General features: G+C 66.0%; 19 protein-coding genes. 12 read left to right on the top strand and 7 right to left on the bottom strand.

The window, feature by feature from the left end; translation table 11 throughout:
• Nucleotides 1–10: 10 nt before the first annotated feature.
• From AC1DYU_RS14965 to AC1DYU_RS14945, 5 genes are all read right to left on the bottom strand, one after another.
• The gene (locus AC1DYU_RS14965; protein ID WP_476792311.1) at nt 11–1,054 is read right to left on the bottom strand and encodes an ABC transporter substrate-binding protein; all 1,044 of its coding nucleotides are present in this window, start codon (nt 1,052–1,054) and stop codon (nt 11–13) included.
• Nucleotides 1,055–1,145: 91 nt separating this feature from the next.
• Entirely contained in the window at nt 1,146–1,943 is a 798-nt protein-coding gene (locus AC1DYU_RS14960) for an inositol monophosphatase family protein (protein WP_476792310.1), read from the bottom strand.
• Nucleotides 1,944–1,945: 2 nt separating this feature from the next.
• Nucleotides 1,946–2,965: an inositol 2-dehydrogenase gene (gene iolG / locus AC1DYU_RS14955; protein ID WP_476792309.1), complete on the bottom strand. Its 1,020-nt coding sequence runs from the start codon at nt 2,963–2,965 to the stop codon at nt 1,946–1,948.
• 43 nt (nt 2,966–3,008) lie between these two features.
• Nucleotides 3,009–3,809 (bottom strand): SDR family oxidoreductase, encoded by an 801-nt coding sequence (locus AC1DYU_RS14950; protein WP_476792308.1) that lies wholly within the window; start codon nt 3,807–3,809, stop codon nt 3,009–3,011.
• Between the two features lie 121 nt (nt 3,810–3,930).
• Entirely contained in the window at nt 3,931–4,941 is a 1,011-nt protein-coding gene (locus AC1DYU_RS14945; RefSeq protein WP_476792307.1) for a GlxA family transcriptional regulator, read from the bottom strand.
• A 120-nt stretch (nt 4,942–5,061) separates the two neighbouring features.
• Here AC1DYU_RS14945 and AC1DYU_RS14940 point away from each other — a divergent pair, with 120 nt between their 5' ends.
• The 9 genes from AC1DYU_RS14940 to AC1DYU_RS14900 all read left to right on the top strand — a co-directional run bounded on the left by AC1DYU_RS14940 (nt 5,062) and on the right by AC1DYU_RS14900 (nt 17,083).
• The gene (locus AC1DYU_RS14940) at nt 5,062–6,312 is read left to right on the top strand and encodes a sarcosine oxidase subunit beta family protein (RefSeq protein WP_476792306.1); all 1,251 of its coding nucleotides are present in this window, start codon (nt 5,062–5,064) and stop codon (nt 6,310–6,312) included.
• Nucleotides 6,313–6,325: 13 nt separating this feature from the next.
• Nucleotides 6,326–6,601 carry a sarcosine oxidase subunit delta gene (locus AC1DYU_RS14935; protein WP_476792305.1) on the top strand — a complete coding sequence of 92 codons (276 nt, stop codon included), beginning with the start codon at nt 6,326–6,328 and terminating at the stop codon, nt 6,599–6,601.
• Complete coding sequence (locus AC1DYU_RS14930; protein WP_476792304.1) at nt 6,598–9,579, top strand: sarcosine oxidase subunit alpha family protein; 2,982 nt, start codon at nt 6,598–6,600, stop codon at nt 9,577–9,579. The genes AC1DYU_RS14935 and AC1DYU_RS14930 overlap by 4 nt, the downstream gene beginning before the upstream one ends.
• The gene (locus tag AC1DYU_RS14925; protein WP_476792303.1) at nt 9,572–10,213 is read left to right on the top strand and encodes a sarcosine oxidase subunit gamma; all 642 of its coding nucleotides are present in this window, start codon (nt 9,572–9,574) and stop codon (nt 10,211–10,213) included. Before AC1DYU_RS14930 ends, AC1DYU_RS14925 begins: the two co-directional genes overlap by 8 nt.
• An 88-nt stretch (nt 10,214–10,301) precedes the next feature.
• Nucleotides 10,302–11,165, top strand: a complete 864-nt coding sequence (gene purU / locus AC1DYU_RS14920; RefSeq protein ID WP_158484396.1) for a formyltetrahydrofolate deformylase — start codon at nt 10,302–10,304, stop codon at nt 11,163–11,165.
• A 213-nt stretch (nt 11,166–11,378) separates the two neighbouring features.
• The gene (locus tag AC1DYU_RS14915) at nt 11,379–13,166 is read left to right on the top strand and encodes a peptide ABC transporter substrate-binding protein (protein WP_476792302.1); all 1,788 of its coding nucleotides are present in this window, start codon (nt 11,379–11,381) and stop codon (nt 13,164–13,166) included.
• Nucleotides 13,167–13,323: 157 nt separating this feature from the next.
• On the top strand, nt 13,324–14,283 hold the full coding sequence (locus AC1DYU_RS14910) for an ABC transporter permease (RefSeq protein ID WP_476792301.1): 960 nt from the start codon (nt 13,324–13,326) through the stop codon (nt 14,281–14,283).
• A complete protein-coding gene (locus AC1DYU_RS14905) occupies nt 14,249–15,190 on the top strand; it encodes an ABC transporter permease (RefSeq protein ID WP_476792300.1) in 942 nt (313 codons plus the stop codon). Before AC1DYU_RS14910 ends, AC1DYU_RS14905 begins: the two co-directional genes overlap by 35 nt.
• A 42-nt stretch (nt 15,191–15,232) precedes the next feature.
• Nucleotides 15,233–17,083, top strand: coding sequence for an ABC transporter ATP-binding protein (locus AC1DYU_RS14900; protein ID WP_158484400.1), 1,851 nt, complete (start codon nt 15,233–15,235; stop codon nt 17,081–17,083).
• Nucleotides 17,084–17,130: 47 nt separating this feature from the next.
• Here the strand turns inward: AC1DYU_RS14900 and AC1DYU_RS14895 are convergent, their stop codons facing one another.
• On the bottom strand, nt 17,131–17,598 hold the full coding sequence (locus AC1DYU_RS14895) for an Lrp/AsnC family transcriptional regulator (RefSeq protein WP_158484401.1): 468 nt from the start codon (nt 17,596–17,598) through the stop codon (nt 17,131–17,133).
• Nucleotides 17,599–17,759: 161 nt separating this feature from the next.
• Here AC1DYU_RS14895 and AC1DYU_RS14890 point away from each other — a divergent pair, with 161 nt between their 5' ends.
• The 3 genes from AC1DYU_RS14890 (at nt 17,760) to AC1DYU_RS14880 (ending at nt 20,501) form a co-directional block, all read left to right on the top strand.
• Nucleotides 17,760–18,785 (top strand): ABC transporter substrate-binding protein, encoded by a 1,026-nt coding sequence (locus AC1DYU_RS14890; RefSeq protein WP_476792299.1) that lies wholly within the window; start codon nt 17,760–17,762, stop codon nt 18,783–18,785.
• 196 nt (nt 18,786–18,981) lie between these two features.
• On the top strand, nt 18,982–19,734 hold the full coding sequence (locus AC1DYU_RS14885; RefSeq protein WP_476792410.1) for an ABC transporter permease: 753 nt from the start codon (nt 18,982–18,984) through the stop codon (nt 19,732–19,734).
• The gene (locus tag AC1DYU_RS14880) at nt 19,722–20,501 is read left to right on the top strand and encodes an ABC transporter ATP-binding protein (RefSeq protein WP_476792298.1); all 780 of its coding nucleotides are present in this window, start codon (nt 19,722–19,724) and stop codon (nt 20,499–20,501) included. Before AC1DYU_RS14885 ends, AC1DYU_RS14880 begins: the two co-directional genes overlap by 13 nt.
• A 9-nt stretch (nt 20,502–20,510) precedes the next feature.
• Here AC1DYU_RS14880 and AC1DYU_RS14875 read toward each other — a convergent pair whose 3' ends face one another.
• Entirely contained in the window at nt 20,511–21,518 is a 1,008-nt protein-coding gene (locus AC1DYU_RS14875) for an Lnb N-terminal periplasmic domain-containing protein (protein ID WP_476792297.1), read from the bottom strand.
• Nucleotides 21,519–21,530: the final 12 nt, after the last annotated feature.

Raw genomic sequence — 21,530 nt, 5'->3', positions numbered from 1 at the left:
TCCGTGACCGTTACTTCGGCAGCGCCTTCACTTCCTTGTCCCATTTGGCGAGCAGGCGGGTGCGCTCGGCCGAGGACCCGTATTTCACGAAGTCGTAGTTGATGAGCTTCATCTCGCTCATCTTCGGCGACTGCGCCGGCACCGTAGAATTCTTGTTCGATGGCAGCTGATAGGACTTGGCCGGACCGGCGAGGGCCTGGGCTGCCGGCGTCAACGCCCAATCGTAGAACTTCCTGGCGTTGTCGAGATTGCGCGCACCCTTGACGATCGACATGGAACCGATCTCGTAGCCGGTACCCTCGCAGGGCGCGACCGGCTTGATCGGGTCGCCCTGCACGGCGAAGACGACGGCATCATGGATGAAGACGATGCCGACGGCGGTCTCGCCGAGGCTCGCAGCCTTGGCGGGCGCCGCGCCCGATTTGGTGTACTGGCTGACGTTCTTGTGGAGCGCTTTCAGGTACTCGAAGCCCTTGTCCTCACCCATCAGCTGGATGACGGTGGCGAGCAGGTTGTAGGCGGTGCCCGAGGAGTTGGGATCAGCGACCTGGACGTCGTCCTTCAGCTTGGCGTTGAGCAGGTCGGCCCAGCATTTCGGCTCGGGAATGCCCTTCTGCTTGATCTGGTCGGTGTTGAAGCCGAACCCGAGCGCGCCGGCATAAATGCCGATCGAGCGCTGCTTGGCGGCCTTCCACTGGTTCAGCGACCAGTCGTGCAGGTCCTTGTTGACGGGGGAGGTGTATTCCTGGGTCAGCCCTTCCTCGGCCGCCTGGAGATGCGGATCGCCCGTACCTCCCCACCAGATGTCGCCGCGCGGGTTGGAGGATTCCGCCTTGAGCTGGGCATAGATCTCGCCCGCCGACTTGCGGGTCATCGCGACCTTGATGCCGGTGTCCTTCTCGAAGGCGTTCGACATGGCGCGGCACCATTCCTCCTGGACGCCGCAATACATCACCAGCGAACTTTGAGCGCTGGCCGGAACGGCGGAAAAGGCTGTGGCAGCGGTGGCTGCGAGCGCGAAGAGGCTCGTCCTGAGCCTGGAACTGGTGTGCATCGTAACCTCCCTGAATGAGAACATTCGTTCTTCTGTGATTGATATGAAACTGAGACGACTTTCCCCGAAAGATCAACGCATATCGCGCTGGCTAACGAATGCCGGTGATCGCCTCCAGCTCGCTTTTCAGCGCTGGCGTGCAGCACAGCACCGGGTTGCCCCTCACGATACCTTGGCCGGCAAAGAAATCATTGACCGCTGCGCCCGCCTCGCTGGCGATGACGAGGCCCGCCGCCACGTCCCAGGTATTGATGTGGAGTTCGGCATAGGCCTCGCTGCGACCGATGGCGACATGACAGATGCCGAGCGCACCCGAACCCGAGCGCTTCATCGAGGCGCCAGCCTTGTAGCCGCGCTCGATCACCGCGAGATAGTGTTCGGCCGGCACGCGGGTCGACCAACCCAGCTCGACATAGGCACGGGTGATGTCGGTGGCGCCCGAGACCTTGATCGGCTGGCCGTTCATGGTGGCGCCTTGCCCCCGCCTGGCGCAGTAGACCTCTTCCATCGCCGGCGCGGCGATGATGCCGATCTCGGGCACGCCGTTCAGCAGGAAGCCGATCGAGATGCACCAGTTGCGGTCGCCGCGGGCGAAGTTCGAGGTGCCGTCGATCGGATCGATGATCCAGACCGCGTCGGAAGCCTCGCCCCCGCCCTCCTCGCCGATGATCGCATCGGAGGGAAACATCACGCCGAGGCGCTGGCGCAGGAAATCCTCGACGGCGCCGTCGGCGACGGTCAACCAGTCCTGCGCGCCCTTCATGGTGATGCCGAGGCTGTCGCTCTTGTTGAAATAGCCAAGCGCCATGCGGCTGGCCTCGCTGACGAGGCCGAGCACGGCGTAATGGCGCAGTTCCAGTTCTGCAGAATTCATCGCGGCCTGGGTCATGCTCAGGCTTCCGCCAGCGAGACGGCGACCGGCTTGCCGGTCTTGGCCGATTTCGTCGCGGCATCGGCGAGGATCTGCGCCTTGAGGCCGTCGAGGCCCGACGGGGTCGGCGCCTTGCCGCCCTTGCAGGCGCTGACAAAGGCATCGAGCTCGGCGCGATAGGCGGCGGCGTACCGCTCGAGGAAGAAGTTCTGCACAGGATCGGCGCGGAAGCCCTGCCCCGTCGCGCTTTCCACCGTGGTCTCGTGGATGTTGCCGGCACGCAGCATGCCCTTGGAGCCGTGAACCTCGATGCGCTGGTCGTAGCCATAGGTCGCGCGGCGGGAGTTCGAGATCTGCGCGATCTTGCCGGAGGCCGTCTTCATCAGCACGGCGGCCGTGTCGACATCGCCGGCCTGCCCGATCGCGGGATCGACCAAAGCCGAACCCAGCGCGAAGACCTCGACCGGCTCCTCGGCCAGAAGGAAGCGCGCCATGTCGAAATCATGGATCATCATGTCGCGGAAGAGCCCGCCCGAGCGCTTGACGTAATCGACCGGCGGCGGCGAGGGATCGCGCGAGATCACCGTGACGATCTCGATGGCGCCGGCCTCGCCCGCCCGCAAACGGCTTTCGAGCGCGGCGAAATTCGGATCGAAGCGGCGGTTGAAGCCGATCATCAGCGGCCTGCCGGACTTTTCAACCGTGGCGAGGCAGCGGCGGATGCGGGCTGAATCGAGATCGACCGGCTTCTCGCAGAACACCGCCTTGCCGGCGAGGACAGCGGCCTCGATCAGGCCGGCATGGGTGTCGGTCGGGGTGCAGATCAGCACGGCATCGATCGCGGCATCCGACAGGATGGCCTCGGCGGTCGCGACCCTCGCGCCGCTGGCTGCGGCAAGCGAGGCGGCAGCCTCGGGCATCGCGTCCGTGACGGCGACGAGTTGCGCATCCGGGCGCGCCACGACGTTCAGCCCATGGATGCGGCCGATCCGTCCCGCACCCAGCAATCCCACCCGCATCGTCGCCTGTCCCGTCGTCATCTCGTGTGCCGTCCCTAAAGTCTCAATGTCGCGCAGCCTTGTGTCAGTCGTGCGCGCCCAGAATCGTCTGGTCGAAATCGATGTTGGAGCCTGTCATAAGCCCGGATTCGCCCGACGCCAGATAGGCCACCGCACGCGCGACCTCGCGCGGGTCGAGCAGGCGGCCGAACGGCCGGGTGGCCGCGGCCGCGTCGAGCCAGCCATCCTGCGCGCCATGGCGCCGCCGCATGATCGCATCCTCGCCGGGCGTCGCCATCCAGCCGATATTGAGGCCGTTGACGCGAATTTTGTGCTCCAGCAGGCCATAGGCGGCGTTCTTCGTCAGCGTCGCCAGCGCGCCCTTCGAGACGCTGTAGGCCGAGAGGAAGGGCTGGCCGCCATGGGCCGACATCGACTGGATGTTGACGATGGCACCGGCGATCGCTTTGCGGCGCATCAACTCGGCCGCATCCTGGATCAGGAAGAAGGGCGCCCGCAGATTGACCGCCATGATGCGCTCATAGAGCTCCGGCGTGGTATCGAAGACCGTGCCGCGATCAGTGTCGCCGGCCGCGTTGACGAGGATGTCGAGCCGGCCGAAGGCCTTTTCGGCAGCCGGCACGATCGTCCTGACGGCAGCGAGATCGGACAGGTCGACGGCATGGAAGCGGGCATCACAGCCCTCGGCCCGCAAGCTCGCCGCGACGGCTTCGCCGCGCTCACTGCTGCGTCCAGTCAGCAGCAGGCCGGATGCCCCACGCGCTGCGAATTCGCGGGCCACGGCCTCGCCCAGCCCCTGGCTGGCGCCAGTGACGATGGCAAACCGACCGGCGAGAGACCGGCTGTCCGATGGCGATTCAGGCACTGAGGCGCTTCTCCCGGAACACAAACGGCACAATTCTTTGATTTGTGCTTCTTATGGAATAATCATTCCATTTTTCGAGCCGGCAAGTCAAGGCGGTCGGATCACACACTGACAGCGTTTCTCAACGCGGCGCCTTGCCCGCCAGCGGCTCCCGTTCGGTGCGCGGCGGATGGCCGAAGCGCCGGCGATAGCCGCGCGAGAAATGGCTGGCGCTGACGAAACCGCAGGCGAGCGCGATCTCCAGCACCGAAAGCGAGGTCTGGCGCAGCAGGTCGCGGGCGCGATCGAGGCGCAGGGCCAGATAATGCTCGCCGAGCGAGCGGCCGAGATGGTGACGAAACAGGCGCTCCAGCTGGCGCAGCGAGACATTGGCCGTGCGCGCCAGTTCCTCGCGCGACAGCGGGTTCTCGAGGCTCTGCTCCATGCGGCCGACGACGCGCAGCAGAGGCGCATGGCTGATGCCGAGCCGCTCGCGCAGCGGCATACGCTGCGGTCCCGCGCCCTCGCGGACATGAGTCTGCAGGAACCATTCGCTGACCGCGAGCGCGAGTTCGCTGCCATGTTCTCGGGCGATGACGGCGTGCATCATGTCGAGCGGGGCGGTGCCGCCACTGGAGGTCAGCCGGTCGCGGTCGATCTCGTAGAGCGAGCGGCGCAGGTCGAGACCGGGATAGTCCTCCAGGAAGGCCGGCGCGTGCTCCCAGTGGATGGTGAAGCGGTAGCCGTCCAGGACATTGGCGCGGGCGAGGACATAGGGCCCGCCCGAAACGCCGCCGAGCCTGACCCTGTGCCGCGCCAGATTCCTCAGCCAGGCGAAGGTCTGCGGATGGTGGAAGACGGCCGGATTGCCGCCGGCGCAGACGATGACATAGTCGAAGCGCATCTGCGCGCCCACCGCATGGTCGGCGCGGATGCTGACGCCGTTCGAGGCGGTGGCCGGCTCGCCGTCGAGCGAGACATGGCTCCAGCGATAGAGATCGCGACCCGACAGGCGGTTAGCGGCGCGCAGCGGCTCGACCGCGGAGGCATAGGCCAGCAGCGCGAAGTCCGGAATCAGCAGGAAGCCGACATGGGCCGGCCTGCGCTCGTCATCCTTGTCGCCAGCGGATAAGTTCGTGTCGTCCGGAGTCATGTCCGGCAGCCTATGTCGGCCAATCTCCGGGTGACAAGGCTGTTGCCCATTTGAGGTTCATGTTCAGCCCTCATCCTGAGGATGGACGAACATCAAATCCCTTCCCGGACCGGATCGCCGATGCGCTACTCCGTCTTCTCGCTGCTCGCCCAGACGCTCAAGGGGCACAAGGGCTGGCAGCCGACCTGGCGCGATGCCGCGCCCAAGCCCGAATACGACGTGCTGGTGATCGGCGGCGGCGGGCATGGGCTGGCGACCGCCTATTACCTCGCGAGCCGGCACGGAATCCGCAACGTCGCGGTCGTCGAGAAGGGCTATATCGGCTCGGGCAATGTCGGGCGGAACACCACGATCATCCGCTCCAACTACCTGCTGCCGGGCAATACGCCGTTCTACGAGTTCTCGATGAAGCTCTGGGAAGGGCTGGAGCAGGACCTGAACTACAACGCGATGGTGAGCCAGCGCGGCGTTTTAAACCTCTATCATTCCGATGCGCAGCGCGACGCCTATGCGCGGCGCGGCAATGCGATGCGGCTCGCCGGTGTCGATGCCGAACTGCTCGACCGCGAGCAGGTGCGCGCGATGGTGCCCTTCCTCGACTATGAGAACGGACGATTCCCGATCCAGGGCGGGCTCCTGCAGAAGCGCGGCGGCAGCGCCCGGCATGATGCCGTCGCCTGGGGCTATGCCCATGCGGGAGACCGCAACGGCGTCGACATCGTCCAGAACTGCGAGGTCACGGCGATTTCGATGGAGAACGGGCGGGCTGTCGGCGTCGAGACCACGCGCGGGCCGATCCGGGCGAAGAAGGTCGCGCTCGCGGTCGCCGGCAATTCGTCGCGGGTCACAGCCATGGCGGGCCTGAGGCTGCCGATCGAGAGCCATGTGCTGCAGGCTTTCGTCTCGGAGGGCGTGAAGCCGCTGATCGATACGGTCGTGACCTATGGCGCCGGGCATTTCTACGTCAGCCAGTCCGACAAGGGCGGGCTCGTCTTCGGCGGCGACATCGACGGCTACAACTCCTACGCCCAGCGCGGCAACCTGCCTGTCATCGAGGACGTGATGGAATCGGCGATGGCGCTGTGGCCGGGCATCGGCCGCATCCGGATGCTCAGGCACTGGGGCGGCATCATGGACATGTCGATGGACGGCTCGCCGATCATCGACCACACGCCGGTCCAGGGCCTCTATCTCAATGCCGGCTGGTGCTATGGCGGCTTCAAGGCGACGCCGGCCTCGGGCTTCTGCTTCGCGCATCTGATCGCCAGGGATGAGCCGCATCCGGTCGCCGCAGCCTACCGGCTGGACCGCTTCGCGACCGGCCGCGTCATCGACGAAAAGGGCGCCGGCGCCCAGCCGAACCTGCACTGATCAGGACAACGCCATGCGCATCACCTGCCCCCATTGCGGCGCCCGCGACGCCCAGGAATTCAGCTATCTCGGCGACGCCAATCCGAAGCGTCCCGACGGGATGGACGCGACGGAAGCGGCCATGCACGACTATGTCCATCTGCGCGACAATCCGGCGGGGCGGCATCGCGAACTCTGGTATCACGGTGCCGGTTGCCATGCCTGGCTGGTGGTGACGCGCGACACCCGGACCCACGCGATCGAGGCTGTCGAGATCGCCAAGAAGGCCAGGACGGGAGCCGCGGCATGAGCACGCAACCTTTCCGCACTGCCTCCGGCGGCCTGATCGACCGGGCGCAGACACAATCCTTCCGCTTCGACGGCCAGCGCTATGAGGGTCATGCCGGCGACACGCTGGCCTCGGCACTGCTCGCCAATGGTATCAGGCTGGTCGGGCGCTCGTTCAAATATCACCGCCCGCGCGGCATCCTCTCGGCCGGGCCGGAGGAGCCGAACGCGCTGGTCGAATTGCGGGCCGGCGCAAGGCGCGAGCCCAACACCCGCGCCACGGTGGCTGAGCTTTACCATGGACTCGAAGCGCGCAGCCAGAACCGCTGGCCCTCGCTCGCTTTCGACCTGCTTTCGGTCAACGGGCTGGTCTCGCCGGCGCTGGTCGCGGGCTTCTACTACAAGACCTTCATGTGGCCGGCCTCCTTCTGGGAGAAGCTCTACGAGCCGCTGATCCGCCGGGCCGCCGGTCTCGGCCGCGCCGCCGGGCACGAGGACCCCGACCATTACGAGAAGGCCTTCGCCTTCTGCGACCTCTTGGTGATCGGCGGTGGCCCGGCCGGCCTGTCGGCGGCGCTGGCGGCCGGACGCGCCGGGGCCCGCGTCATCCTCTGCGACGAGGATTTCCGCTTCGGCGGGCGGCTGCTGAGCGAGAACCGCGAGATCGATGCGCGCGCGGCGAGTGGATGGATTGCGGACGCGCTGGCGGAGCTCGCCGGCATGCCGGATGTAACCATCATGCCGCGCAGCACGGTCTATGGCGTCTACGACCATGGCATCTATGGCGTGGTCGAGCGCGTCGCCGACCATCTGCCGGTGCCGCCCGCGCATCAGCCGCGCCAGCGCGCCTGGCGGATCAATACCAAGCGCGCGATCCTGGCGGCGGGCGCGATCGAGCGGCCGATCGTCTTCGCGGGCAACGATACGCCCGGCGTGATGCTGGCGGGTTCCGTGCGGGCTTATCTCAACCGCTACGGCGTGCTGCCGGGGCGCCAGGCCGTCGTCTTCGCGACCGGCGACGATGGCTGGGCGACCGCACGCGACCTCGCGGCGGCCGGCGCGACCGTTTCGGCCATCGTCGATCCGCGCAGCGAGATCGATCCGGCGCTCACCCTGCTCGCGGGCAAGATCGGTGCGCGGGCGATCACCGGCGTCGTCGCCAGTGCCTCGGGCGGCCGGGCGCTCTCATCGGTCATGGTGCGGGAGGCCTCGGGCCGCGAGCACAGCATCGCTTGCGACCTGCTCGCCGTCTCGAACGGCTGGAACCCAACGCTGCACCTGACCTCGCACCAGAACACGCGGCCGGTCTGGGACGAGGGCATCCACGCCTTCGTCCCAGGCGCCTTGCCCGCCGGTCTCGCCGTCGCCGGCAGCGCTTCGGGGCGCTTCTCGCTGGCGCAGGCGCTGGAAGACGGCGCGCGGCTCGGTGCCGAGGCCGCCACCGACTGCGGCTTCTCGCCCAGGACCGAGATGCAGCCGCCGAAGACCGATCCCGAGGGCGTCGCGCTCAGCCCCGTCTGGCGGGTCAAGGGTGGGAAGGGCAAAGCCTTCGTCGATTTCCAGAACGATGTCACCGACACCGATATCGAACTGGCGGCGCGCGAGGGTTTCAGGCCGGTCGAGCATCTCAAGCGCTACACCACGCTGGGCATGGCGACCGACCAGGGCAAGACTTCAAACATCGCCGGCCTCGCCATCATGGCCGAGCAGACCGGCAAGACGATTCCCGAAACCGGCACGACGATCTTCCGGCCACCCTATACGCCGGTCGCGATCGGCGCGCTGGCGGGCCATCATCGCGCCAGGGATTTCCGGCCGACGCGGCTTTCGCCCACGCATGATTGGTCGAAGCAGCAGGGCGCCGTCTTCGTCGAGAGCGGGCAATGGCTGCGCGCGCAGTATTATCCCAAGCCCGGCGAGCCCGACTGGCTGACGACCGTCAACCGCGAGGTTCTGGCGGTGCGCAGCGGGGTCGGCATCTGCGATGTCTCGACGCTCGGCAAGATCGACATCCAGGGCGCGGACGCCGCCGAGTTCCTCGAACGCGTCTACATCAATGGCTGGAAGGCGCTGCCGGTCGGCAAGGCCCGCTACGGCCTGATGCTGCGCGAGGACGGCTTCGTCATGGATGACGGCACGACCTCGCGTCTGGCCGACACGCACTTCCTGATGACCACGACGACGGCGAACGCCGGCAAGGTGATGCAGCATCTCGAATTCTGCCATCAGGTGCTCTGGCCCGATCTCGACGTGGCGATGGTCTCGGTCTCCGAGCAATGGGCGCAGGCGTCGATCGCCGGCCCCAAGGCGCGCGCGGTGCTGCGGGGCGTGGTCGATCCGCAGCACGATCTCTCGAACGAGGCTTTTCCCTATCTCGCGGCGCGCGCGGTCACGGTCGGTGGTGGGCTTCCGGCAAGGCTGTTCCGGATCTCGTTTTCGGGCGAGCTTGCCTATGAGCTCAGCGTCCCCGCCGATCAGGGCGATGCGATGATGCGGGCGCTGATGGCGGCGGGCGAGCCGCATGACATCACGCCCTACGGCGCCGAGGCGCTCGGCGTGATGCGCATCGAGAAGGGCCATGTCGCCGGCAACGAGCTCAGCGGCCAGACGACGGCGCGCGATCTGGGCTTAAGCAAGATGGCGTCGTCCAAGAAGGATTATGTCGGCCGGCTGATGGCCAAGCGCGCGGCGCTGGTCGAGGCGGAGCGGCCGATCTTCGTCGGCTTCCGCCCGGTGAACCGCAGCGAGCGGCTGCGTGCCGGCGCGCATTTCATCGGGATCGGCAAGACAGCGACGATGGAGAACGACGAGGGTTACATGACGTCGGTCGCCTATTCGCCGCATCTCAAGCACTGGATGGGGCTCGGCCTGCTGAAGAACGGGCAGGTCCGCATCGGCGAGCGCGTCCGCGCCGTCGATCCCGTCCGCAATGGCGATATCGAGGTCGAGATCTGCAACCCGGTCTTCCTCGATCCGGAAGGAGCCCGCCTCCATGGCTGACGCCGCGACGACAGCGATCTGGGCGCCGCGCGGCGCCTGGGCCGGCATTCTTCAGGACGGGCATATCGGCCTGATCGGGACGACCGGCGTCACCATCACGGCGCGCGACGGGCTCGGCATTGCCAGCCTGATCGCGCCAGCCGCAGACGAGGCCGCGCTGGCCGAGACTGTGAAAGCCTCGTTCGGGTTCGACCTGCCGACGACACCCGCCGTCGTTCGCGCCGGGGCGCATGCGGCGGTCTGGGCCGGCCCTGGTCAATGGCTGCTACTTGCTGAGACCCGCAGTGGGTTCGGCGATGCGCTGCAAGCGCTCGCGAGACTGGGAGCCGTCGCAGAGCAGAGTTCCGGGCGGGCCGTGCTCAGGCTGTCAGGCTCTCGGGTTCGCGACGCACTCGCCAAAGGCTGCATGCTCGACCTGCACCCAACCGCCTTCCCCATCGGCATGACCGCCTTGACAAGCATCGCCCATATCGGCGTGCATCTCTGGCGGACCGAGGATGGCCCGGAGGGAGCGGTCTTCGAGATTATGGTGGCACGCAGCTTCGCCGGCAGCTTCTGGTCCTGGCTGTCCGCCTCGGTGGCGGAGTTCGGCTGCGAGGTCGTCACGAATGGAGCGCCGACCGAGCGAGGTTGAGCGCAGCGCGTCGCGCGCATTCCGCTTCACTCTTCGTCCGTCTTCCGCCCCATTCAGCGAGGGGTCGCCCGATCAGGCGGCGTCAGCCATGTCCGACCGTACCGCCATCCTCACTTTGTCCTGCCCCGACCGGCCGGGCATCGTCGCCGCCGTCTCGACGCTGTTGTTCGAGGCCGGCTGCAACATCCTCGACGCGCAGCAGTTCGACGACATTGAGACCGGGCGCTTCTTCATGCGCGTCGTCTTCGACCGGCTCGACGAGAGCCGCTCGCATGATGCCATCGCGGCTTCCGTCGGCGAACTTGCCCAACGCTTCGGCATGAATTTCACGCTGCGCGAACGCACGGCGAGGAAGCGCGTCATGCTGCTGGTCTCGAAATTCGACCACTGCCTGACCGACCTGCTCTATCGCTGGCGCATCGGCGAGTTGCCGATGGAGATTTCGGCTGTGGTCTCCAACCATGGCCGCGAGCACCTGTCGTCGACCGATCTCGGCGACCTGCCGTTCCATCACATGCCAGTGACGCGCCAGTCCAAGATGGAACAGGAGGCGGAGATCTGGCGGCTGGTGCAGGAGACGAAGACCGATCTCGTCGTGCTGGCGCGCTACATGCAGATCCTGTCGGACGGATTCTCAGCCAAACTGCTCGGCCGCTGCATCAATATTCATCACTCGTTCCTGCCCGGCTTCAAGGGCGCCAAGCCCTATCACCAGGCGCATGAGCGCGGCGTGAAGCTGATCGGGGCGACCGCGCACTATGTCACGCCCGATCTCGACGAGGGCCCCATCATCGAGCAGGACGTCGAGCGCATCTCGCATCGCGACATGCCCGATGACCTCGTTCGCAAGGGCCGCGACATCGAGCGGCGGGTGCTGGCGCGTGCTGTGCTGCACCATCTTGAGGATCGCGTTGTTCTCAACGGAAAGAAAACGGTCGTCTTTCCGGATTGATGCGCATAAAATTGCGAGCGACCGAGCATCGAAGACAAAATCATTCGTTTGCTCCAGTCAGCGGGCCCTCCGCCCTGCGATGGGCGCACATTTGCTCTGCGCTGCACAGTTGACGCTTTCGTTGGCACATGGCTTGCTGAGGGCGACCGAGAGGGAAAACGGCGCAATAAGCGCCGGACAACCGGCATTGAGCTTATGAGTGGAGACATCCCTATGAAAGACCAGGAACTGGGCCATTTGATCGCCCGCGTGAAGGAAGGCGCCCTGTCGCGGCGCTCCTTCATCAAGAAGGCAGCCGCTGTCGGTCTCGCCGCGCCCTTCGCCAACCAGTTGCTGGCCTTCAACGGCGTCGCAATGGCGAACGCCACCCTGCCCTACAAGCCGACGAAGGCCGGCGGCGGCGGCCCGCTCAAAATGCTGCTCTGGCAGGCACCGACGCTGCTGAACCCGCATTTCGCCAGCGGCACCAAGGACCAGATCGCCTCGCGCATCTTCTTCGAGCCGCTCGCCGGCTGGGACAAGGAAGGCAACCTGATCCCGCAGCTTGCCGCCGAAATCCCGACCAAGGCGAATGGCGGCCTCTCCGCCGACGGCAAGGAAGTGATCTGGAAGATCAAGCCCGGCGTGAAATGGCATGACGGCAAGCCGCTCACCGCCGACGACGTCGTCTTCACTTGGGAATACGCCGCCGACCCGGCCACCGCCGCCTACACGACCGGCGCCTATACCGGCATCAAGGTCGAGAAGGTCAACGAACTCACCGTCAAGGTCATCTTCAAGGAGCCGACGCCGTTCTGGGCCGACGCCTTCGTCGGCGTCACCGGCCAGATCCTGCCGAAGCATCATTTCGGCGAATACAAGGGCGCCAAGTCCCGCGAGGCTCCGGCCAACCTGAAGCCGGTCGGAACCGGTCCGTACAAGTTCGTCGATTTCAAGCCGGGCGACATCCTGACCGGCGAGCGCAACACCGAGTATCACGTCGCCAACCAGCCGCACTTCGACACGATCGAGGTCAAGGGTGGCGGTGATGCGGTCTCGGCGGCGCGTGCCGTGCTGCAGACCGGCGAATACGATTATGCCTGGAACCTCCAGGTCGAGGACGAGGTCCTCAAGCGCATGGAGACCGGCGGCCGCGGCAAGATCAGCGCCGTGGTGTCGGGCGACATCGAGTTCATCATCCTCAACACCACGGACCCGTGGACCGAGGTCGATGGCGAGCGCTCCAGCGTCAAGACCAAGCATCCGACGCTGTCCGACCCGGCCGTACGCCAGGCGATCAACCTGCTGATCGACCGCGACTCGATCCAGAAGTTCATCTATGGCCGCGGCGGCATCGCCACCGCGAGCTTCGTGAACCAGCCGGCGATGTTCAAGTCGAACAAGCTGAAATACGAGTTCAACGTCGACAAGGCGAACAAGATCCTCGACGACGCCGGCTACAAGAAGGGTGCCGACGGCATCCGCGAGAAGGACGGCAAGAAGCTCAAATACGTCTACCAGACCTCGATCAACGCCCCGCGCCAGAAGACGCAGGCGATCATCAAGCAGGCCTGCCAGCGCGCTGGCATCGACCTCGAGCTCAAGTCGGTCACGGCCTCGGTGTTCTTCTCCTCGGACGTGGCGAACCCCGACACCTACACCAAGCTCTATGTCGACATGGAGATGTACACGACCACGCAGCCGCAGCCCGATCCGGAACGCTTCCTGAACCAGTTCACGTCCTGGGAGGTCGCCAACAAGGAGAACAAGTGGCTCGGCCGCAACGTCTCGCGCTACTCCGACCCGGCCGCCGACGAAGCCTATAAGGCCGCCCAGAAGGAGCTCGATGTCGCCAAGCGGGCTGCGCTGCTGATCAAGGTCAACGAGATCTTCTGCGAGGCCAACGTGATCCTGCCGCTGCTGTCGCGCACGCGCGTCGCGGCGTCCCTGAACAACCTGTCGCATGATCACAGCGGCTGGGACGTCGATACCTGGAACCTTGCTGCCTGGTATCGCAGCTAAGACCGAAGGGAGCGGGCAGCCCCGCGCGGCCACTCGCCGCGCCGGGAGGCTCCGCTCCCTCTTCATTTTTGACGAAGCGGAAGCTGCTGGTGTCCTCGGGACCGGCGGTCCGCTGCTTGTGGCGGCGTAAGACCGCGTTCGAAAAGAGTTCTGTTTGATGGGCGCTTACCTGCTGAGGCGACTGCTGATCGCTCTTCCGAGCCTGCTCGGTATCAGCCTGATCCTGTTCACCGTGCTCGCCATGGCGCCGGGCGATCCGTTTTCGGAAATGGCGACCAACCCCAACGTTCCGCCGGAAGTCCGCGAGGCGTTGCGTGCCAGCTTCGGCCTCAATGATCCGATCATGGTGCGTTATCTGCGCTGGCTCTCGAACATGGTCCAGGGTGATTGGGGCTTCTCCTTTGCCAGTCGCATCAATGTCGACAAGCTGATCCTGCAGCGCGTTCCGACGACGCTGTTCGTCGTCGGCTCTTCGCAGATCCTGGCGCTCTGCATCGCTCTTCCGGTCGGCATCTATGCGGCGACGCGGCCTTATTCGGTGTTCGACCAGGTCGCCAACACCCTGGCCTTCGTCGGCTTCTCCTTGCCGACCTTCTTCACCGGCCTGCTGCTGATCCTGATCTTCTCGGTCTGGCTCGACTGGTTTCCCTTCGTCTACCGCTCCGACCTCGCCGCGACGGGCTGGCGCTGGTACTGGGAGATGTTCCGCCAGGCGATCATGCCGATCACGGTGCTCGGCCTGTTCCAGGCGGCTTCCTACACCCGCTATGTCCGCTCGGCCGTGCTCGACGTGATCCGGCTGGACTACGTCACCACGGCCCGCGCCAAGGGCCTTGGCGAGAAGACCGTGACGTTGCGCCACATCACGCGCAACGCGCTCATCCCGGTCGTCACGCTCGTCGCCCTGCAGATGCCGGCCGTGTTCGGCGGCGCCATCGTCACCGAGCAGATCTTCCGGATTCCGGGGATCGGCTCGCTCCTGATCGACGCGATCCTGGCCAACGACACCCCGGTCATCATGGCCGTGACCTTCGTCTTCGCCTGCCTCGTCGTCCTGTTCAATCTCATCGCGGATATCCTTTATGGCTGGCTCGACCCTCGCATCTCCTTCAGCTGAGCCCGTGTCGGGCCCGGCTCAGACGAGCGCTGCCACCTCGCCAGGGCGCGAGACCTGGAAGCGTTTCCGCCGTCACAAGCTGGCGATGGCGAGCAGCCTCGTGCTCGCCACGCTGATCCTCGGCGTCGTGATCGGCCCGTGGCTCTGGCCGGTGGCGATCAACGAGATCGATTTCTCGGCCCAGCTCCAGACCCCATCCTGGAGCCATCCTTTCGGCACGGACGATCTCGGTCAGGATCTGCTGGCACGGATGATCTATGGCGGCCGGATATCGCTTGCCGTCGGGCTGGCGGCGATGTTCGTCGCGACCTTCTTCGGAATCGTCATCGGCGCGATCGCCGGGATGTCGCGCGGCTATGTCGACAACTTCCTGATGTGGGTGACGGACCTGTTCCTGTCCCTGCCTCAGCTGCCGCTGCTGCTGCTGGTGATCTATTTCTTCCGCGAACAGCTCAAGGCGGCCTTTGGTGTCGAGGGCGGCGTGTTCGTGCTGATCGTCGTCGTCATCGGCGGTTTGAAATGGATGCCGGTGGCACGGCTTGTGCGTGCGCAGTTCATGTCGCTGCGCGAGAAGGAGTTCGTCGAGGCCGCCAGGGCCCATGGTGCGAGCAAGTTCCGCCAGATGGTCCATCACATCCTGCCGAACGCGATCGGTCCCGTGATCGTCGCGGCGACGATCGAGGTCTCCTCGGCGATCATCGCCGAATCGACACTGTCCTTCCTCGGGCTGGGCTTCCCGCCCGACATTCCGACCTGGGGACGCCTGCTGTTCGACGCCAAGGACCATCTCGATTCCGCGCCGCACTGGGCGCTGTTTCCGGGTGCGGCGATCTTTCTGACCGTGCTCTCGATCAACTTCATCGGCGACGGCCTGCGCGACGCGCTCGATCCACGCCGGGTCATCTAACGCAACAAGGCATCTGACCTTGAACCTTCGGAAGGCATCCGCATGACAACGCCCATCCTGTCCGTCAGCAACCTGACCACGTCCTTCCGGGTCGAGGGCCTGTGGAAGCCGGTCGTCCGCAGCGTCTCGTTCGACATCGCGCCGAAGGAGACCCTGGCGGTTGTCGGCGAGTCCGGTTCGGGCAAGAGCGTGACGGCGCTGTCGATCATGCGGCTGACGCCGTCTGGCAACAGCAAGATCGAGGGCTCGGTCAAGCTCGCCGGCCAGGAACTGCTGACGCTCCCCGAGCCGCAGATGCGCCGGATTCGCGGCAATGACGTCGCAATGATCTTCCAGGAGCCAATGACCTCGCTCAACCCGGTGCTGACGATCGGCTTCCAGATCGCCGAGGCGTTGATCCTGCATCGCAACATGTCGCGCTCGGAGGCCGAAGCCGAGACTGTCCGCCTGCTGGAGAAGGTCCGTATCCCGGCAGCCAAGTCGCGCTTCCACGAATATCCGCACCGCTTCTCCGGCGGCATGCGCCAGCGCGTGATGATCGCGATGGCGCTCGCCTGCAAGCCCAAGCTCCTGATCGCCGACGAGCCGACCACCGCGCTCGACGTGACCATCCAGGCGCAGATCCTGCAGCTGATCAAGCTGCTGCAGGAGGAGGAGGGCATGTCGGTCCTCTTCATCACCCACGACATGGGCGTCGTCGCCGAGATCGCCGATCGCACGGTCGTGATGTATAACGGTCAGGCCGTCGAGACCGGCGCGACGGAGGACATCTTCGCGCGCGCCCAGCACCCCTATACGCGCTCGCTGCTCTCGGCTGTGCCGAAGCTCGGCTCGATGGAAGGCCGCAAGCGGCCGATGCGCTTCCCGGTCGTCGATCGCGCCACCGGCGAGTCCGACGTGCCCACCGAGACGCCCGACACCGTCAAGGCGGCCGAGCGGCCGGTGCTCGAGGTCTCCGACCTGACCACGCGTTTCGAAATCCGTTCCGGCCTGCTCGGCTCGGTCAAGGGCCGGGTCCATGCGGTCGAGAACGTCTCGTTCAGCGTCCAGGCCGGCGAAACGCTGGCGCTGGTCGGAGAATCCGGCTGCGGCAAGTCGACGACCGGCCGCTCGGTGATGCGCCTGATCGAGCCGCTGTCGGGCTCGGTGCTGCTCGACGGCGTCGATGTGCTCAAGCTCAACCAGAATGATTTGCGCGAGCAGCGCAAGCGCATGCAGATGATCTTCCAGGACCCCTTCGCGTCCCTGAACCCGCGCATGAATGTCGGCGCGGCCATCGCCGAGCCACTGCTGATCAACAAGCTCGCGACCCGCTCGGAAGCCCGCGACCAGATCGCCGAGCTTTTGCGCCGCGTCGGCCTGCAGCCCGACATGGCGAGCCGCTTCCCGCACGAGTTCTCGGGCGGCCAGCGCCAGCGCATCTGCATCGCACGCGCGCTCGCGGTCGAACCCCGGCTGATCGTGGCGGACGAGGCCGTCTCGGCGCTCGACGTCTCGGTCAAGGCGCAGGTCGTCAACCTGATGCTGGAGCTGCAGGCGCGCATGGGGCTGGCCTATCTCTTCATCTCCCACGACATGGCGGTGGTCGAGCGCGTCAGCCACCGCGTCGCGGTGATGTATCTCGGCGAGATCGTCGAGATCGGCCCGCGCGAGGCGATCTTCGGCAACCCGCAGCACCCCTACACCAAACGCCTGCTGGCCGCCGTGCCGATCGCCGATCCGACGCGCCGCCACGAGAAGACCCCGCCCTCGAACGACGAGATCAAGAGCCCGATGCGCGCTCCGGACTTCGTCCCGCCGATCCGGCAGTTCCGCGAGGTCTCGCCCGGTCATGCCGTGATGATCTGGGGCGAGGAATGGGAGAAGAAGACCGTCGAGGCCGTCGCGGCCTGAGGTCACATAGACACCGGCCGCGGCGCTCCGTCGCCGCGGCCGGAGCCTCACGCCTTCGGCAGATCCGGCACGCGGTAGGCCGTCGTCGACTTGATCCGCTCCATGGCGAAGCGCGAGGTCACGTTCTTCAAGGGAATCGTCTCGATCAGCTTCTTGTAGAAGCCGTCATAGGCCGACATGTCGGCGACGACGACGCGCAGCATGTAGTCGACATCGCCGGCCATGCGGTAGAACTCCATCACCTCCGGCATCGAGGCGACCATCTGCGCGAATTTCTCGAGCCAGGGCCCGGAATGGTCGGCGGTCTCGATCTGGACGAAGACCGTCAGCCCCAGCCCGATCTTCTCCGGCGCCACCAGCGCGACGCGCTTGAGGATGACGCCAGAGTGCTCCAGCTTCTGGATCCGCTTCCAGCACGGCGTCTGCGACAGGCCGACGCGATCGGCCAATTCCGCGATCGAGATGTTGGAGTCAGCCTGAAGCACCGTCAGGATTTTTCGGTCGATCGCATCCATTCCACAGAATCCGTCAAAATGAGAAGATTGATATCTCTAATGCGGGCATTGGAAGAATTTTCATCTTTTTGACCTGCCCTACTTGTTTTCAGGTAGAAAATCCTTTTCTCCATCTGTCAAGGGCGCGGTATTTGGCGTCGTCGTCACGAAGGATTTGATCGATGGATCGCCGCCAGTTCCTGCTCGCCGGCTCTTCGCTTCTCGCTGCCGCGCCGTTCGCCGGGGCTCGGGCGCAGGCGCCCGTCGCCGCCCGTATCGGCTATATTCCGGTCATCGGCACGGCCCCGATCTTCGTCGCCCATGGCGAGGGCTGGCTGAAGGAGGCCGGGCTCAATCCGAGCTTCACCGTCTTCGAATCCGGCCCGAACATGATCCAGGCCTTCGCCTCGGGCACGATCGACTTCTACGTCGCCGGCATCGCGCCGCTGGCAGTGGCGCGCTCGCGCGGCGTCGATGTTCGCGTCATCGCCGCGACCGCGATTGCCGAGAACGTCTTCGTCGCGGCTCCGGCGCTGGCCAAGTTCTTCACGCCGGGCACGACACCGGCCGCCGCCTTCAAGGCGCACAAGGCCGCCACCGGCAAGGCGGCACGGCTCGCGACTCAGCCCGCCGGCTCGGTGCCCAACACCGTGCTGCAATACTGGCTCTGGGAGGTCGCCAAGGCCGACAAGGGCGATGTCGAGATCGTGCCGATGGGGATCGACGCGACGCAGCAGGCGGTGCTCGCCGGAGCCGTCGAGGGCGGCATCGTGCGCGAACCGGCGCTGACCATCGTCCAGACCCGGAACCCCGGGATCAAGCTGATCGCGGGCGGGCAGGAGCTCTTCCCGGGCCAACCCGGCACGGTGGTCGCCGGCTCGGGCGCCTTCATCACCAAGAACCCCGAGGCGGTGCAGAAGCTGGTCAACAGCCTCGTGCGCGCCGCCGAGCTGATCGCGAAGAACCCCGACAAGGCGGCGCCCCATATCGGGGCCGCGCTTGGCAAGGGCATCGTCGATCCCGACCTGATCCGCAAGGCGTTGGTCTCGCCGGCTTCGACCTTCGAGATCGACCCGCGCAAGATCATCGAGCCGTCGCGCGTCATGCAGGCCTATCAGGTCAAGCTCGGTTCGCTTGAGAAGGAACTCCCGTTCGACGGGCTGTTCGAGACGCAGTATTACGAGAAGGCAGTAAAGGCCGCAGGCTGAGCGGGCTTGATTGGCTCGAAGTCCTTGCATTGCGTAACCTGACCCCGCAAACGCGTGTCATTCCGGGCGACCGAAGGGAGACCCGGAATCCATTCCCGAACGCCGGCCGGCAAGATTCAGGCATGGATCCCGGGTCTGCGCTGCGCTCCGCCCGGGATGACGGCGCATTTGGTTTTGATGCCGGAGTGACGTGACTTTGAATTCCCTCCGGGCTCCGGCCCTCGCCTTTCTTGGCCTCGTCGCCTTCCTGCTGCTGTGGGAGGCGATCCCTTTCTTCGGCATTGTCAACCCGGCCTTCCTGCCGGGACCGAGCGCGTTGCCGAAGGCGTTCTGGCGCGAGGTGACATCGGGCGCCTGGCTTGCCGCGATCCTCGGCTCGCTGGGCCACTACTTCACCGGGCTTCTCACCGGCTCGGTGCTCGGCGCCGCGCTCGGCGTGCTTGTCGGCATGTCGCGCACCGCCGAGGAGGCGACCGCCTGGGTGGTGCGCGTGCTGCGGCCGATCCCCGGCCTCGCCTGGGTGCCCTTCGCGATCATCTGGTTCGGCGTGAATCCGTCGGCGGCCGTCTTCATCATCGCCATCGGCGTGTTTTGGATCGTCTTCTTCGCGGCACAGGGCGCGATCCGCCACGTCGATCGCGACCTGATCGAGGTGGCGGACGCCTTTGGCTTCCGCTCGCCCTGGCAACGCCTGACCAAGATTCTGCTGCCCGCCGCGATGCCCGGCATCCTGGTCGGCGTCAGGACGGCTCTGGGGCAGGCCTGGATGGCGGTTGTCGCGGCCGAGATATTCGGCGTGGCCGGCGTCGGCCAGCGCATGATGCAGGCCTCCAGCCTGCTCGCGACCGACATCGTCGTGGTCTACATGCTCACCATGGCCGGACTTTACGGGTTCCTCGACACCCTGTTCGTCGCCTTCCAGAAATGGGTGCTGCGATGGAAAGCGTGACCGACAAGACTGTGATCGAGATCCGGGGCCTGTCCCTGACCTTCACCCGCGACGGCGAACAGACCGAAGTGCTGCGCCGGCTCGATTTGTCAGTGGCGCGCGGCGAGTTCCTCGCCATCGTCGGTCCATCGGGCGTCGGCAAGTCGACGCTGCTGCGCGTCATTGCGGGGCTGGCGAAACCGAGTGCCGGCGAGGTCGCGATCAAGGCGCGCGACGACAGCCGCCGGCCGGTCGCGCTGGTCTTTCAGGATTCGCGGCTGCTGCCCTGGCGCAAGGTCGTCGCCAATGTCGGCTTCGGCCTGGAAGGCCAGCTTCCGCGCGTAGCGCGGCTGGCCAAGGCGCAGGAAACGCTCGAGCTGGTCGGGTTGGGCCCGCTCGCTCAGCGCTGGCCACACCAGCTGTCGGGCGGGCAGCGCCAGCGCGTCTCGCTAGCCCGTGCACTCGCGGTCGACCCCGAGATCCTGCTGATGGACGAGCCCTTCTCGGCGCTCGACGCGCTGACCCGCGAAAGCCTGCAGGACGAACTGATCCGGGTCTGGCAGCGCACGGGCAAGACCGTGCTTTTCGTCACCCACGACATCGACGAGGCCGCCTATCTCGCCGACCGGGTCGTGATCCTGTCGGGCGCGCCGGGCCAGATCATCGCCGAGCACCGCATTACAGCGACGCATCCGCGCAAGCGCGGCGGTGCGGCGGAAGCCGACATCGTGCGTGCCATCAGGCTGGGGCTGGGCGCAGATACGGTGAGCGACGGCGCGGCGATCTGAGACGATAGCCTATCGCCGCCCCAACGGCACGCCTTCGCGAATCTTCGTCGAGAACTCCGGATCATCGAGCGAGATCGCCCTCGCCTTCTCGCCGATGCGCGCCTGCCGGACCAGTTCCTCGAGCGGGATGTCGCTCCTGACCGCGCCGATGCGGTGCAGATAGCCCGGCAGATAGCCCGAGAGCAGCACGCGCGGATCAAGCGGCAGCGAGAATTTCCAGGCCGGAGCGACGGAGCCGACTAGCGTGTAGACCACGGTGGTGCAGTTGGTCATGAGCGTGTTGTACCAGCGCGGCTGTGCCGCCAGCCGGTCGACGTCGTCGACATAGGCGAGCAGCACATCGCGCGCCTGCGCCGGCGTGGCGGCGATGCGGAACAGACGCACGTCCTCCTTGCGGGCATGACTGCGCAGGCCGACGAGGTCGCGCTCGGGGGCGGCGACATAGGCCATCTCATAGCTGCGGAAGAAGCCCGCGAGCGCCGACCATTCCTCGCCCTTTTCGCGCCGGACCTCGATCGAAAACGTCAGCGGCGGCTGGTCGGCGAAGGGGAAGCTGACGAGCAGATGCGCGATCGCCTCGCCCGACCAGTAGGACAGGAACAGGTCGATGCCCTCGACCTTGCTCAGGTCGTAGCGGCGGGTCTCCCAGCGCTCGTCGTAATCGCTCTCGGTGCGCCAGTTGAAATTGCGCAGATTCGAGATGGTCACGCTCTCGCCCTCGCGGCTGATCAACGGCAGGCGGGCGAGCTCGGGAATCCAGTCGCGGTTGTGCGAAGGCGTAAAGCCATTCCACCAGCCGAGCAGCCCGACGAAGAGCACGGCGAAGGAGAGCGGCAACCGCGCCGCACCGCTCCAGATGCCGATCGCGCCGGCCAGCCCCGCAACGCCGAAGCCGACAGCCGCAACCGTGGCCATCGTTCCGCTCAGGCGAAACAGCAGCAGGCCGGAGCCCCAGGCAGTCGCCGCAAGGACGACGAGGGTGGCCAGCAGGCGAAGGGCGATGATGAGGATGGTCATTTCACGTCATGC

The organism is Allobosea sp. P2_B12, assembly GCF_056404835.1.
The sequence above is the reverse complement of the archived record's forward strand: the minus strand, read 5'-3'. Positions and strand labels throughout refer to the sequence as shown.